Origin of the sequence: Hydrogenophaga sp. (genome assembly GCF_018780075.1) — a bacterium.
GTDB lineage: Bacteria > Pseudomonadota > Gammaproteobacteria > Burkholderiales > Burkholderiaceae_C > Hydrogenophaga.
Genome location: NZ_JADMKB010000180.1, coordinates 1 through 14,580, shown reverse-complemented (window position 1 = coordinate 14,580; position 14,580 = coordinate 1). Strand labels below are relative to the sequence as shown.

The following is a 14,580-nucleotide window of genomic DNA, read 5'->3' as shown; positions in this document are numbered from 1 at the left end:
GCCTTGAGTTCCTGGATCACGGCGTCGTTGAAGGCGTTGCGCACCTCGGGGCGGCTGAGCGTGATGCGGGCGATGCGGTCTTTCACCGCGATGGTCAGGGCTGGGGTCATGGCAGTGCTCACGAATTCTTCGCCTCGGCGGCTTCCAGTTGCAGGTGGTAGACCCAGTCCAGCTCGGGCGCGGGCTGGCCCAGCGCGGTGAGCGCGGCGGTGATCTGGCCGCGGTGGTGGGTGGCGTGGTTGAACACGTGGGCCAGCGTGGCCGCGAACGGCAGCGACTGCGGCACGCCTTTCATGGTCTGGTAGTCCAGCTGGCCATCAAAGCGCTCGGCGGGCCAGCTGACGATCAGGTGTTCCCAGTTGGCTGCACCGCCCTTGAGCGCCTGGCCCAGGCGTGCGCGGTCCGACTCCACCTCGGTGTCCAGCCCCAGCAGCGGCGAAGCCCCTTTGGAAAAGCGCGCGTACCAGAGCAGGTGTTCACCCACCAGCAGGTGGTTCAGCGTGCCGTGGATGCTCTTGAAGAACAGGCCGACATCCTTGCGATAGTCATCGTCGGACACGCGCGAGACCGCGTCCAGCAGGCGGTGCGTGGCCCAGACGTGGTAGCGCGCCTGGCGGGTGAAATGGGCAATCGGGTCCATGCCGGTGCTCACATCCGGAACAGGCCGAACTTCGTCTCCGGGATCGGTGCGTTCAGCGAAGCGCTCAGCCCCAGCGCCAGCACGCGCCGCGTGTCGGCGGGGTCGATCACGCCGTCGTCCCACAACCGCGCCGTCGCGTAATACGGGTGGCCCTGCACCTCGTACTGTTCCTTGATCGGGGCCTTGAACGCGGCCTCTTCTTCCGCGCTCCAGCTGCCACCCTTGCCCTCGATGCCGTCGCGCTTGACGGTGGCCAGCACGCTCGCGGCCTGCTCGCCGCCCATCACGCTGATGCGCGCGTTCGGCCACATCCAGAGGAAGCGCGGGCTGTAGGCGCGGCCGCACATGCCGTAGTTGCCGGCGCCGAAGCTGCCGCCAATGATGACCGTGAACTTGGGCACCGCAGCGGTGGCCACGGCCGTCACCATCTTGGCGCCGTTGCGCGCGATGCCTTCGTTTTCGTATTTGCGGCCGACCATGAAGCCGGTGATGTTCTGCAGAAACACCAGCGGCGTCTTGCGCTGGCAGCACAGCTCGATGAAGTGCGCGCCCTTGAGCGCCGATTCGCTGAACAAAATGCCGTTGTTGGCGATGATGCCGACCGGCATGCCCTCGATGCGCGCGAAGCCGCAGACCAGGGTGGTGCCGAAGCGCGACTTGAACTCGTCGAAGTCCGAGCCGTCGACGATGCGGGCGATGATCTCGCGCACGTCGAAGGGCTTGCGCGTGTCGGTCGGGATCACGCCGTACAGCTCCTCGGCCGGGTACCGCGGCGCGACCGGGTCGATGGTGGTGATGGGCGGGACTTTGCGCGCGTTGAGGTTCTTCACCGCCTGGCGCGCCAGCGCCAGCGCATGCAGGTCGTTCTGCGCCAGGTGGTCGGCCACGCCCGAGAGGCGCGTGTGCACGTCGCCACCGCCCAGGTCTTCGGCGGTGACCACCTCGCCCGTGGCGGCCTTCACCAGCGGCGGGCCGCCCAGGAAGATGGTGCCCTGGTTCTTGACGATGATGGTCTCGTCGCTCATGGCCGGCACGTAGGCGCCACCGGCCGTGCAGGAGCCCATGACCACCGCGATCTGCGCGATGCCCTGCGCGCTCATGTTGGCCTGGTTGAAGAAGATGCGGCCGAAGTGGTCGCGGTCGGGAAACACCTCGTCCTGGTTCGGCAGGTTGGCGCCGCCCGAGTCCACCAGGTAGATGCAGGGCAGCTGGTTCTGCTGCGCCACTTCCTGCGCGCGCAGGTGCTTCTTGACGGTGAGCGGGTAGTAGGTGCCGCCCTTCACCGTGGCGTCGTTGCAGACGATCATGCAGTCCACGCCGCTGACGCGGCCGATGCCGACGATCACGCCGGCGCAGGGCGCGCTGTCGGTGCCGTCGCGGTCGGGGTACATGTTGAGCGCGGCCAGCGGGCTCAGCTCCAGGAAGGGCGTGCCCGGGTCCAGCAGCATCTGCACGCGGTCGCGCGGCAGCAGCTTGCCGCGCGCGGTGTGCTTGGCGCGGGCGGCCTCACCACCGCCGAGCGTGGCTTTTTCCACCTGCGCCTTGAGGTCGTCCACCACCGCGCGCATGGCGGCGGCGTTGGCCTGGAAGTCGGCGGAGCGGGCGTTGAGTTTCGTGTCGAGTGCGGGCATGGGGTTCTTTCTGTCAGGCCGTTTTTTGTTCCGCCAGCCCCAGCTGGTCCTTCATGGCATCGCGTATCTTGAACTTCTGGATCTTGCCGGTCACGGTCATGGGGAAGGCGTCCACGAAGCGGATGTAGCGCGGCACCTTGTAGTGGGCGATCTGGCCCTTGCAGAAAGCGCGCACCGTATCTTCGTCCAGCGCCTGGCCGGGCTTCACGATCACCCAAGCACACAGCTCTTCGCCGTATTTCGCGTCGGGCACACCCACCACCTGCACATCCTGCACGGCGGGGTGGCGGTAGAGGAATTCTTCGATCTCGCGCGGGTAGATGTTTTCGCCGCCGCGGATCACCATGTCCTTGATGCGGCCGACGATGTTGACGTAGCCCTCGGCGTCCATGGTGGCGAGGTCGCCGGTGTGCATCCAGCCCTCGGCGTCGATGGCCTCCGCCGTCTTGGCCGGGTCGTCCCAGTAGCCGTGCATGACCGAGTAGCCGCGCGTGCACAGCTCGCCCGACTGGCCGGGCGCCACCACCTCGCCACTGTCGGGGTGGACGATCTTCACTTCCAGGTGCGGCTGCACCGTGCCCACGGTGGACACGCGCCGGTCCAGCGGCGTGTCGGTGCTGCTCTGGCAGCTCACCGGGCTGGTTTCGGTCATGCCGTAGGCGATGGTGATTTCAGACAGGTGCATGTCGCTCACCACGCGCTGCATCACGGCGGTCGGGCACGGTGAACCGGCCATGATGCCGGTGCGCAGCGTGGACAGGTCGAACTCCTTGAAGCGCGGGTGGTCCAGCTCGGCGATGAACATGGTGGGCACACCGTGCAGGCCGGTGCAGCGTTCGTCCTGCACCGTCTGCAACACCGTCAGCGGGTCGAAGCCGTCGTTCGGGTAGACGATGGTGGCGCCGTGCGTGAAGCAGGCCAGGTTGCCCAGCACCATGCCGAAGCAGTGGTACAGCGGCACGGGGATGCAGAGGCGGTCGGCCTTTGTCAACTTCATGCACTCGCCGATGAAGAAGCCGTTGTTCAGGATGTTGCGGTGCGTGAGCGTCGCGCCCTTGGGGAAGCCGGTGGTGCCGCTGGTGAACTGGATGTTGATCGGGTCGCTCGCCTGGAGCGTGGCCGCCACCTGCGCCACGCGCGGGTCGGCCGCGTCACCCTGCGCCAGCAGGTCAGAGAAACGCATCAGCCCTGGCTCTTCAGCGCCCTGCCCGGCTTCGTCGATCCAGACCACGGTCTTGAGGTGCGGCAGCTGCTGCGCTTCGAGCGCGCCCGGCTGGCCGTGCGCCCACTCGGGCGCCAGCTCGCGCAGCATGCCCAGGTAGTCGCTGGTCTTGAAGCGCGCCATGGTGACGAGCAGCTTGCAACCCACCTTGTTGAGCGCGTATTCCACTTCAGAGGTGCGGTAGGCCGGGTTGATGTTCACCAGCACCAGGCCCACCTGCGCCGTGGCCAGCTGCATCAGCACCCACTCCGCGTTGTTGTGCGACCAGATGCCCACCCGGTCCCCCGCCTGCAGGCCCTGCGCCAGCAACGCGCTGGCCAGGCGGTGCGCGTCGGCCTGCAGCGCGCGGTAGCTGTAGCGCCGCCCCTGGTGCACGCTCACCAGCGCCTCGTGATCGGGCTGGCGCGCGACCATGGCGTCAAAAAACGCGCCGATGGTCTGTTCGATCAGCGGCACACCGGTCGCGCCCTGCGCGTGGCTGCGCTGCAGCGGGACGGTGGCCGGCAGGGCCGCAGAAATGGCGTCGCTCATGGGTCTGTCTCCTCGGAAGGCGCTCACCCCGATCGGGCCGGGGGCGGTAGCGCCAAGCATAGGAGCACGGCGCGCCCCCCGGGGGCCAGAATGGTTGCAAATTGCGCCACTCATCAGGCACACTTTGGTCATGCCCCTGACCACCGCCGCCAGCCCCGCCCACGCCGCACGCGCCGCCACACCCATGGCGTTCGTTCAGGCCATCGTGCAGGCCTACCGGATGCACGGCCGGGACCCTTCGCAGGCCCTGGCGCAGGCACAGATTCCGCCAGCGCTTTTGCAGACAGCGGCGAACCGCATCACCGCCGCGCAGATGGAAACCGTCTCGGGCGCGGCCATGCGCGAGCTGGACGACGAGACCCTGGGCTGGTTCGCTCGCCCGCTGCCCTGGGGCAGCTACGGCATGCTCGCCCGCGCCTCGCTCTCGGCCCCCACGCTGGGCACCGCGCTCAAACGCTGGTGCCGCCACCACCGGCTGCTCACGCCCGACATCACCCTCACCCTCGTCACCACCGGCGAGGTCGCCAGCGTCACGCTCACCGAACACCGCCCGCCCGGTGGCGACGGCAGCCTGCGCGAGTTCTGTTTCGTCTCGGTGCTGCGCAACGTGGTCGGCCTGGCCTGCTGGTTTGTCGATTCGCGCATCCCGCTGCTGGGCGCGAGCTTTCCGTTCGAGGCCCCGCCCCACGCCGAGGCCTACCCGTTGATGTTCGACGGCCCCACCACCTTTGGCGCTGATGAGACCGGCATCCGCTTCGACGCGCGCTACCTCGCCCTGCCCCTCAAGCGCGACGAGGCCGCGATGAACCAGATGCTGCAGCGCGCCCTGCCGATCCAGGTGCGCCCCTACCGGCGCGACCGCCTGCTGGTGCAGCGCGTGCGCCAGGCGCTCGCCAGCCAGCCGCTGGACAGCCACAACGCCGATGACCTCGCCCAGCGACTCAACACCTCGGCGCGCACCCTGCACCGGCAACTGAAGGAAGAAGGCGCGACGCTGCAGGCGCTGAAAGACGAGGTGCGGCGCCAGCGCGCCGTCGAGCTGCTGCAGCGCACGTCCAGACCCATCAAGCAGGTGGCCGAAGCGGCCGGGTTTCAGAACCAGAAGAGCTTCATCCGTGCGTTCAAGGGCTGGACGGGGATGACGCCGGGGGAATGGCGGGGTCGGGGGTGAAGCGCGGGCCATGGTTCACGCTCGCTGGCCCACGCCTGGCCCACCGGCCGCAAGGGTGTCAACGGATCTTGAACGCGTACAGCTTGTTGTTCGGCCCGCCGAAGGTGCCGAAGAGGTTGCTGTAGCCCGACCCCCAGAACACTTCGCCCTTGGAGATCGCCGCCCCCGACAGACAGGAGCCACCGCTGGAGAACATCCACAAAATCACGCCGGTGGCGGCGTCGAGCGCGTACATGTAGCCATTCGTGCGGTCCAGCGAGCAGCCGAAAACGACGCCGTTGGTCGTCGTCACCGGGCCCGACGTGCTGCCGCCGCCCGACGGCCGCGTCTGCCACAGCAACTGGCCGGTCACCGCGTCGATGCCGCTCCACACCCCGCTGGTCGGGCCGGAAGGCGCTGGCCACGGCACCAGATCGCTGTTGGCGTTGGCGGTGTAGACGCGCTTGCCATCGACCGCCGACCCCCACTGCAGGCCGCCGCCGGTACCGCCGGGGCCGGCCTGCGTCACCCACTTCACCGCGCCGGTGTCCGGATCGAGGGCCCAGTACTTGCCGCTCTTCTGGCCCGCACCCACGACATCGCTGGGCTGGCTCTTGCCGTCGATCTTCACGGTGAACAGCGCCGGCGCCTGGCCGAAGTCATAGTCCGGCCCCGTCGGGCTGGGGCAGAAAGCGGGGTCGCCGAAACCGATGCAGGCCGCGATCCAGGTGTCGGCCGGCAACGCCTTGGTGGCCCAGCGCACCGCGCCGGTCTTCATGTCCAGCGCCATGATCGCATCGAAGTAGTTGTCGGCGGCCAGACAGGCCTGCACCGCGGCGGTGTTGTCACCGGCTGCCACGATGCATTGACTGACCGCCTCCGGAACAGCGTAGTTGTTGCCCGTGGCGATGTAGATCTGGCCACGTTTGACATCGACGGCCGGCGCGCTGCCCCAGACCGCGCCACCCGAATAGCCGGCCGGCACCATGTAGGTCTTCCAGAGGATCGCCCCGGTGTCGACGTTCAGCGCGAGCATGCTCCCGCGGAAGCTGCAGCAGAAGCCGACGACACCGGCCAGCGCCTCTTCCATCGACGCCACGCCGACGTAAACACGGCCGTCATGCACCGTGGCCGACTGGGTGACGATCGCGGCGTAGTGGCTGTCGAGCTGGGTCGACCACAGCAGCCGGCCGGTCGTCTTCTCGAAGGCGAGCATCTTCCCGCCGGGCCCCCCGTTCGGCGGTGGAGCGAACAGATTGCCCTGCGTCCCGACGATGATCTTGTTGCCCGTGATCACCGGCGTGGCACGCGCCTTGTCCCCAGGCGTGCCCGACGCCGCCGCGATCGAGACCTTCCAGATCTGCTGGCCGGACTTGCGATCGACGGCATAGAGGTTGCCAGCCCAGTCTGGAAAGTAGACGGCCCCACTGTCGACGGCCGGCGTCGCGGAGACGTCACCCCCGGTGGTGAAGACCCATTTCTGCGTCAGCCCACCGACCGTCTGGACACCGATGCCATCACTCTGCGCCTGGTGCCGCGTGTTGCCCAGGTTCTGCCCCGCCGAGGGCCAGCCGCCGTCGTTCGCGTCGGCGTGTGCCGGAACACCCATGCCCATCAGCCCTGCCAACGCCAGCCCGCTCGCCGCAAGCCGGCGCCAACGCCGTCCCGCCAGATCGTTCATCATGGGATGCTCCTCTTCGAGGTTGCCGAGCAGCTTTGGGAGGGCGCCGCCCAAATGCCCCGACCCGGGCATCACCACATTCGAGACACACACCTGAGTCTCTGTCGCGACAGTCCAGCAGGCCAATCCGGATTAGATACCTGCCCCTCCCCTTGTGCAACGGAATGTTCGCCCCGGGCACAGCGACCTTCTGAAGAAAACCGAATTGCAAATTGCAAATGCCGGCCTCGGCAACTCGGCGCCGTGTTGGGCGGGCCAGGGAGGCCGCGGCCAACCCGGCCCTTGGCCCGATCTGCAACCCCGATGGCGCAGCCATGACCCCCACCCTGCCTAGACTGCCCCCATGATCGCCATCGACGACGACACCACCATCGGCCAGGCCTTCTTCGAGGCCTGCGATCGCTACGCCGGGCACAGCCTGCTGGCCGTGCCCGCCAACGCCGCCCGCAGCCACGACCCCGCCGGCCGCGATATCACCTACAGCAACGCGGCCACCAATGTGCGCGCCCTGATGGCCATGTACCGCTCAGCCGGTTACGGCCTCGGCCACCGCGTGGGCCTGTTCCTGGAGAGCCGGCCCGAGCACCTGCTGCACAAGCTCGCGCTCAACGCGCTGGGCGTGTGCGTCGTGCCGATCAACCCGGACCACCGGCCGCGCGAGCTGGCCTATGTGGTGGACCACGCGCGGCTGGACCTGATCGTGGCACTGACCGCGCGGGCCGACGCAGTGCGCGAGGCGCTGGCCCTCGCTCGCCACCGGCCCGCCATGGCGTGGCTGGAAGAACTGGACACCCAGCCCCTGCCACCGCCGCCCTCGTCGGCCCAGCCCGGTGAACCGGAGGGCGACACGCCCGCCAGCATCCTCTACACCTCGGGCACCACGGGCCAGCCCAAGGGTTGCGTGCTCTCGCACACCTACGAGCTGGCCGCCGGCCACTGGTACGCCACCCAGGGCGGCCTGGGGGCGGTGCGCGAAGGCGTTGAACGTCTCTACAACCCGCTGCCGCTGTTCCATGTGAACGCATCCATCCTGTCGTTCTACTGCATGCTGCTCAGCGGCGGCTGCCAGGTGCAGACCGACCGCTTCCAGCCCGGCCGCTGGTGGACCGAGGTGGTGGAGAGCCGCGCCACCATCGTGCATTACCTCGGCGTGGTGGTGCCCATGCTGCTCAACCAGCCGGTGAGCGATCTGGAGCGCGCGCACCAGGTGCGCTTTGGCTACGGCGCCGGTGTCGAGCCCCAGCTGCACGCGACGTTCGAAGCGCGTTACGGCTTCCCGCTGCTCGAACTCTGGGGCATGACCGAGATGGTGCGGCCCCTGTGTGACTGCCACGAACCGCGCCAGGTCGGCACGCGGGCCTTCGGCCGCGCGCGCCCGGGCCTGGACGCCTGCGTGATGGACGAGGCCGGCCAGGTGCTGCCCGACGGCACGCCCGGCGAACTGGTGATCCGCCACTCCGAAGCCACGCCCCGGCGGCATTTTTTCAGCGGCTACCTCGACCACCCGCAGGCCACCGCCGAGGCCTGGCGCGGCGGCTGGTTCCACACCGGCGACATCGTGAGCCGGGGCGAAGACGGCATGTTCCATTTCATGGACCGGCGCAAAAACATCATCCGACGCTCGGGCGAAAACATCGCCGCCGCCGAGGTCGAGGCCCTGCTGCTCACCCACCCCCGGGTCGCCAACGTGGCGGTGATGGCCCTGCCCGACGAGGTGCGCGAAGAAGAGGTGCTGGCCTGCGTGGTGCTGAAAGACCGGGCCGGCCACGAGACCGCGGAGACAGCGCGCGCGCTGTTCGATTTCTGCCACCGGCAACTCGCCTACTACAAGGCGCCCGGCTGGCTCTGGTTCGCGGCCGAGATCCCCACCACCGGCACCCAGAAGATCCAGAAGCACCGCATCTTCCCCGAGGGCATCGACCCGCGCGCCCTGCCCGACATGCACGACCTGCGGCCGTTCAAGAAACGCCACTGAACCCGGAACCCACCAACCCCATGATCGTTCTGCACCACTGCGTCAGCGCCCGGTCTTTGCGTCCCCTGTGGATGCTCGAAGAGCTGGGCCTGCCCTACGAACTGCGCATGCTGCCCTTCCCGCCCCGCGTGCACGCCCGGCCCTACCTCGACCTGAACCCGCTGGGCACCGTGCCCCTGCTGGAAGACGGCGCCACCCGCATGACCGAGTCGGCCGCGATGTGCCAGTACCTCGCCGCGCGCCACAGCCCCGGCGGGCTCGACGTGCGGGCCGACGAGCCCGCCTATGGTGCCTACCTGAACTGGCTGCACATGAGCGACGCCACGCTCACCTTCCCGCAGACGCTGGTGCTGCGCTACACCCACTTCGAACCACCCGAGCGCCTGCAACCCCAGGTGGCCGCCGACTACGCGCGCTGGTTCCTGGCCCGGCTGCGCGCGGTGGACGCCGCCGTGCAGCACCACGAACACCTGTGCGCCGACCGCTTCACCGCCGCCGACGTGGCCGTGGGCTACGCGCTGGTGCTCGCCCGCCACCTGAGCCTGGATGCACAGTTCCCCCCGGCCGTCGCCACCTACTGGCAGCGGCTGCAAGACCGCCCGGCGTTCCAGCGCGCCCTGCGGGTGGAACGCGAAGCGGCACTGGCCCAGCGGGTGGACCCCACGCCCTCGCCCGACTTGCGGGTCTGAAATTGCGGCACATCGGGAGTCGGTGGAGCGGCTACGGCCTTTCCAGCGAGACCGTCCTCGAACGCCGGAGCCGTCCCAGCCAGCACACCCATGCCGGCACCAGCACGGCATACAGCACCAGCAAACCACTCATCGCCAGCAAGAGCTCGGCCATCTTCAGATACGAACTCCACACATCGGCACCCGAGTCCATGCCCAGATCCAGGCGCTGGTTCCGATAAAAATGGTCACCAGCCCCTGACAACCGCACCAGCGACCCGACCACCCAGACATTCAAGAACCCGCCAAACACCGCGAAGATCACGCGCAACGTCCGTGAGCGAACAAGGCCCTGCCCCAACGCGATGTAAAGCCGCCACATGGGGAAGATGAACACGCCCACCCCCAGCCACAGGAACACAAACACCGCACTCCATCGATCGACGGCATCGGCGGCATCCAGAGACGGCACCGGCACGACCAACGACAAGAACACCATGCCAAACAAGGGAATGCAGTAAAAGACCGCCGCCTTGAGGTGTGGTTTGACGCACTCGGAAAAGAACCCCATGAAACCCTCCCATTGGTTTCAAAGGTACCACGCAGACCTCTCGACGCGGCCCCGTTCAGGCTGGACGGTCTGACGCCGGGGCCGAGGCACTGACGTGGCGCTATCGAACCGTCTGGATCGTTCTCTGGGCCTCAAACCCAACGCGAAGCCCGAGCGACGCGCAAGCCCCTCGGTGCCGAGACCGCCCACTACGTTGACAGCTTGACCCACCCGTCGCAGCGCTCGGCGTCGATCGGGTGCCCTGCCTCCCGGAAGCGCGCCGCGGCGGCGGCAAAACGCGCCAACGCCTCGTCGTCGGCGCCGCGTGCGGCCGCCATGTGGCCGCGCACCTCGTCGTGCGCGGCGTACCACGCCGGCAGGCGCATCACCACGTTAGCCAGGTAGGCGCACTGCGCCTCGTGTTTGTCGGCCAGTTCCAGTTCGCCGGCACGCGCGGAGGCAATGGCTGCAGGCACGGCGAAGGTGATGCGGCAGCCCGGGCAGGTTTCCAGCGGCCCGCGCACCGAGGCGCTGGCGTCTTCCATCACGTGCAGGGCGGCGCCCGGGTCGTCGGCGTGCAGGTTGATGCGCGTGCCGTAGATGCGGTCGAGCAGGTGAAAGCCGATGTCGGTCTGGCGCGCCACGTCCAGCGCTTCATCGACGAGCGCGCGGGCCTCGTCCCGCTTGCCCTCGTGCAAGGCCAGTTCGGCCAGGCGCTGCAGCGACAGCGCCTCGCCCACCGGCCCGCCGATGGCGCGGTGCAACCGGGCACCCTCCACCAGGTGCTCGCGCGCTTCGGTCAGGCGGCCGGCCAGCCACTCGGCCTCGCCGCGCAGCGTCACACCGAAAGCATGGCCGCGAGCGGCGCCCAGCCGCTGTGCCTCGGTTGAAAGGGTCTGGGCGAAGTTGATGACGTCCGCGTAGGGCCGCGCGCCGTACAGGAAGCGCTGGGTGATGCACAGGTGGCCGTCGAACACGCGCAGCGCCAGGTGCGGCACCTGGCTGGTTTCGTGCAGGTCGGCCCAGACGCTGCGGTGCAGCTCGCCGCGCGCGTGCGCCGCCGCGGCCTGCGCCCACGACGCGATGACCAGCGAAGTGGTGTCGCCCGACTGCAGCGCCAGCCGCCGCGCCACCGCCGCCTTGGCCGTGCCGATGGCGGGGTCGCCGGTGCCCAGCGCGGCCGCGCCGCTGTAGGCCAGGGCTTCGCACAGCTGGCCCTCGACGCTGGTGGGCGTGAGGCCGGCCAGCACGAGCAGCGCCCCTTTGGGATCGCCCAGCTTCACCTGGGCCAGCGCGGCCTTGGCGCGGAGGTTGTGGCTCTCGGGTTCCCCCGCCACGTCGGCGGCGGCGTGGTACGCGGCCAGCGCGGCGGGTTCGCCCATGGCGTCCAGCGACTCGGCGCGCAGCCGCAGGCCCTCGGCGTGGTCGGCCTGAAACGCCAGCAGCGGTTCGAGGTGGCGCAGCGCGTCGCTGAAAGCGGCCAGGCGCACGGCCTCGCGCGCGGCGGCCAGCAGCCAGGGCCTCGCCTCACCCGGTTGGCCAGCCGCCAGCCAGTGGCGCGCGATGCCGGCCGGCGGGCCGTCGAGCTCGGCCAGGCGGGTGGCGATGCGGCGGTGCATCTTCAGGCGGTGGTGGGGTGGCACCTGGTCGATCAGCGCCTGCTGCACCAGGTGGTGGCGAAAGCGGTAGCGGCTGCCCAGCGGCAGCAGCACGCCGGCGGCGAGGGCGGCGTCCAGCGACGCCAGGCTGGGCACCTGGGCTTCGGCCGCCAGCGCCTCGACGGTGGCGGCGTCCAGCTCGTCGCTGCACAGGGCCATCCACTTGAGCAGCGCCAGCGCGCTGTCGGGCACGTCGCACAAGCGCTCGGTGAGGGCCTCGGCCACGCCGCCCGGCAAACGCCCTTCGGCGCCAGCGCCGGCACAGCGCGCCAGCTCGATGGCGGCGAAGGGGTTGCCCTCGGCCGCGCGCACGATGCGCGCCACGCCCTCGGCCGACACGCCGGCGGGCGCCACCCGCGCCACCAGCCGGCCGCACTCGTCGTCGGGCAGCGGCTCCAGATCGATCACCTGCAGCACGCCCGCACGTTGCAGCCGGCCCAGGGCGCGCGCCAGCGGGGTGCCCGCCGCCGGCGGACGCGTGGCGAGCAGCACGCACAGGCCGGCGCCGGAGGCCGCCAGCTGCGTGAGCACATCGACATCGGCATCGTCGGCGAGGTGCGTGTCGTCCACCTGCAGCAGCACGTCCTGTCCCGGCGCGGCGGCCAGCAGCAGGCGCCGGATGGCCCCCACCACCTGGTGCCGGCCCAGCGGGCCGGGCAGGGGGGCGGCCGGTGCCGCGTGCGGGCTGAGCAGCGCCAGCACCGAGCGCGCCTGCGCCCCGACGCGGTCGAGCACGCTGCGGTCGGCGACGATCAGCCGTTCGGTGATGTCGCACATCACCGCGTAGGTGCGGCCGGTCTGCGCCGCCCCGACCCGGCACACCGCCCAGCCGCGGGTCTGCGCCTGCGCGGCGATCTCGCGACCGAGGGCGCTCTTGCCGATGCCGGGCGTCCCGCGCAGCACGATGCCCCCGGGGCGCTCTTTGGTACTCATGCCCAGCCAGGCAGCGGCCTGCGCACTGGCCTGGGCGCGGCCGACGAAGGCGGGCCCGGCCACCTGCAGGCCGGCAATGCAGCGCTCGTACAGCGCCTGGGTCTGCGCGTCCGGCGACACGCCCAGGCCCTGCTGCAGCGCCTCGCGCAGGTGCGCGTACCAGCGCAAGGCGGCGGCCCGGTTGCCGGCCGCCAGCTCGCGCTGCATGAGCGCGCGGTGCGCTGCCTCGTCTTCCGGGTCGATCTGCGCCAGCCGTTCCCACTGGCCGCTGGCGCGCAGCAGCTGCAGCTGGCGCTCACGCAGGCGTTCGCGGGTCGCTTCGGCCCAGGGCTCGAAGCGCGCGCCGGGCAGCAGGTCGCCCGTGTAGCTGGCGGCGGCGTCGGCACAGCCGGCGGGGTCGCGCTGCGCCAGGGCGGCATCGGCGCGCTGCTCGAACTGCTGTGCGTCCACCACCACCGGGCGCTCGGGCCACAGCAGCACCTCGCCGGCCTGCAGCACGATGCCGTCGTGCCGCCCCAGCGCCTGGCGCGCGTGGTGGGCGGCCTTTCGCAGGTTGGCGGCACCGGCCTCGGGTTCCAGCTGCGGCCACAGCGCGTCGATCACCTCATCGCGCGAGAGCCGCTGGTGCGGCTGCAGGCTCAGCAGCTGCACCAGCTGCGCGGCGCGCAGGCTGGGCCAGCACTCGGCCGCCAGCTCGATACCGTCGATGGCGACCGCAAAACGGCCCAGCAAAACCACGTCGAGGTGGGTGAAGGCCCCGGGCGGCACGCTGGGTGGATGGATGTCCATGAGCGCGAGCGTAAGACCGCGAGCGGACCTCCACAAGCCCCGCAGACCCCAGGAACGATTCAGGAACGCCGGCCCGGCAATCTGTGGTCACGCCGAGCGACGGTTCGCCGACGTGAACCACGAGGAGCCCCCATGACCTGTCTCACACGCCCCCTTCCCGGCACAGGCACCGTGCCGGTCCTGATGCTGCTGCCGCAACCGCTGACCGCGCAGGCCCTGCGCGACCTCGAGCACGCGTTGGCCGACGCGCTGGCCACGCGGGGTCGCGACCCGAGCGCCGCCAACGCCGCCGACCTCGAATACGCCTCATGGATGCCCGATCCCGGTGCCATCGAGGTGGCGTCGTGGGCTGCCCACCTGCGGCCCTCCGTGCGCTGACCCGCCGCCGTCACCCCGCAGATCCACCGTTGCAACCGCCCACCCCAAGGAGAGCCGACATGACCACCACCGCCACCACCACCCTCTATGAGCGCCTGGGTCGCCGCGAGGGCATCACCCGCATCACGGCGGACCTGATGAAGAACCACCTGGCCAACCCGCTGGTGAACGCGCGCTACAAGAACAGCGAGGACCTGGCCCGTGTGGAGCGCCGCGCGGTCGAGTTCTTCTGCGCCGGCACCGGCGGCCCCGAGGCCTACACCGGCCAGGACATGGTGACCACGCACAAGGGCATGAACATCAACGAGCAGGAGTTCATGACCGTCATCGACGACGCGATGGACGCGCTGCAGAAGAACGGCATCGACGACGCCACGCGCAACGAGGTGCTGGCCATCCTGTGGTCGATGCGGCGCGAGGTGATCCGGGTGTGACAGCCGATCACCGGGTGAGCACCCGGTGGTCACCGCGCTGCGCGGTGGCTAGGTATCGACCTGATCAGGTGCCGACCTGATCGCTGAGCCGCCAGCGACCGGGTTCGATCGGCAGGAAGGCCTCGATCGCGGCGGTCGCGATGACGTGGGTGCTGTCCTGCTGGGCATCGTGCACATCCAGCCCCCCCAGGACGGCCGTGACCTCGGCGCGGCCCCGCGGCAGTTCGGCGCAGACCTTGGCAATGTCCACCTGATCGGGCTGCTGAACGCCGATGGTGACCTGCACCCGCATGTCGCGGTGGTCGTAGCCCAGCGACTTGAACAGCACGATCGACGAGTG

Annotated in this window: 12 protein-coding genes; 5 read left to right on the top strand and 7 right to left on the bottom strand. The window is 69.8% G+C overall.

The genetic code is table 11. The annotated features are described in order from the left end of the window. Nucleotides 1–118: 118 nt before the first annotated feature. The 3 genes from IV088_RS25560 to IV088_RS25550 are packed head-to-tail and all read right to left on the bottom strand — an operon-like array spanning nt 119 to nt 4,024. Nucleotides 119–640: a DinB family protein gene (locus tag IV088_RS25560; RefSeq protein ID WP_291107759.1), complete on the bottom strand. Its 522-nt coding sequence runs from the start codon at nt 638–640 to the stop codon at nt 119–121. A gap of 8 nt (nt 641–648) precedes the next feature. Then, nucleotides 649–2,271, bottom strand: a complete 1,623-nt coding sequence (locus tag IV088_RS25555) for a carboxyl transferase domain-containing protein (protein ID WP_291107756.1) — start codon at nt 2,269–2,271, stop codon at nt 649–651. A gap of 13 nt (nt 2,272–2,284) precedes the next feature. Continuing rightward, entirely contained in the window at nt 2,285–4,024 is a 1,740-nt protein-coding gene (locus IV088_RS25550; RefSeq protein ID WP_291107753.1) for an AMP-binding protein, read from the bottom strand. A gap of 130 nt (nt 4,025–4,154) precedes the next feature. Here IV088_RS25550 and IV088_RS25545 point away from each other — a divergent pair, with 130 nt between their 5' ends. After that, on the top strand, nt 4,155–5,195 hold the full coding sequence (locus IV088_RS25545) for an AraC family transcriptional regulator (protein ID WP_291107750.1): 1,041 nt from the start codon (nt 4,155–4,157) through the stop codon (nt 5,193–5,195). A 58-nt stretch (nt 5,196–5,253) separates the two neighbouring features. On the opposite strand, the gene IV088_RS25540 is transcribed toward IV088_RS25545, so the two are convergent. Continuing rightward, nucleotides 5,254–6,858, bottom strand: coding sequence for a PQQ-binding-like beta-propeller repeat protein (locus IV088_RS25540; RefSeq protein ID WP_291107747.1), 1,605 nt, complete (start codon nt 6,856–6,858; stop codon nt 5,254–5,256). 340 nt (nt 6,859–7,198) lie between these two features. Between IV088_RS25540 and IV088_RS25535 the strand changes: the two genes are divergently transcribed. Both IV088_RS25535 and IV088_RS25530 read left to right on the top strand, forming a co-directional pair. Next, nucleotides 7,199–8,830, top strand: a complete 1,632-nt coding sequence (locus IV088_RS25535; RefSeq protein ID WP_291107744.1) for an AMP-binding protein — start codon at nt 7,199–7,201, stop codon at nt 8,828–8,830. Nucleotides 8,831–8,850: 20 nt separating this feature from the next. Continuing rightward, nucleotides 8,851–9,519 carry a glutathione S-transferase family protein gene (locus tag IV088_RS25530; RefSeq protein ID WP_291107741.1) on the top strand — a complete coding sequence of 223 codons (669 nt, stop codon included), beginning with the start codon at nt 8,851–8,853 and terminating at the stop codon, nt 9,517–9,519. A gap of 31 nt (nt 9,520–9,550) precedes the next feature. On the opposite strand, the gene IV088_RS25525 is transcribed toward IV088_RS25530, so the two are convergent. Beyond that, a complete protein-coding gene (locus IV088_RS25525; protein WP_291107738.1) occupies nt 9,551–10,069 on the bottom strand; it encodes a hypothetical protein in 519 nt (172 codons plus the stop codon). Between the two features lie 188 nt (nt 10,070–10,257). After that, nucleotides 10,258–13,428 carry an AAA family ATPase gene (locus tag IV088_RS25520; RefSeq protein ID WP_291107735.1) on the bottom strand — a complete coding sequence of 1,057 codons (3,171 nt, stop codon included), beginning with the start codon at nt 13,426–13,428 and terminating at the stop codon, nt 10,258–10,260. 132 nt (nt 13,429–13,560) lie between these two features. On the opposite strand from IV088_RS25520, the gene IV088_RS25515 reads away from it, so the two are divergent. Then, the gene (locus IV088_RS25515; RefSeq protein WP_291107732.1) at nt 13,561–13,806 is read left to right on the top strand and encodes a hypothetical protein; all 246 of its coding nucleotides are present in this window, start codon (nt 13,561–13,563) and stop codon (nt 13,804–13,806) included. Nucleotides 13,807–13,865: 59 nt separating this feature from the next. Then, nucleotides 13,866–14,240 (top strand): group 1 truncated hemoglobin, encoded by a 375-nt coding sequence (locus IV088_RS25510; RefSeq protein WP_291107730.1) that lies wholly within the window; start codon nt 13,866–13,868, stop codon nt 14,238–14,240. A 64-nt stretch (nt 14,241–14,304) separates the two neighbouring features. Here IV088_RS25510 and IV088_RS25505 read toward each other — a convergent pair. After that, a partial coding sequence (locus IV088_RS25505) for a Lin0512 family protein (RefSeq protein ID WP_291107727.1) occupies nt 14,305–14,580 on the bottom strand: 276 nt, incomplete at its 5' end.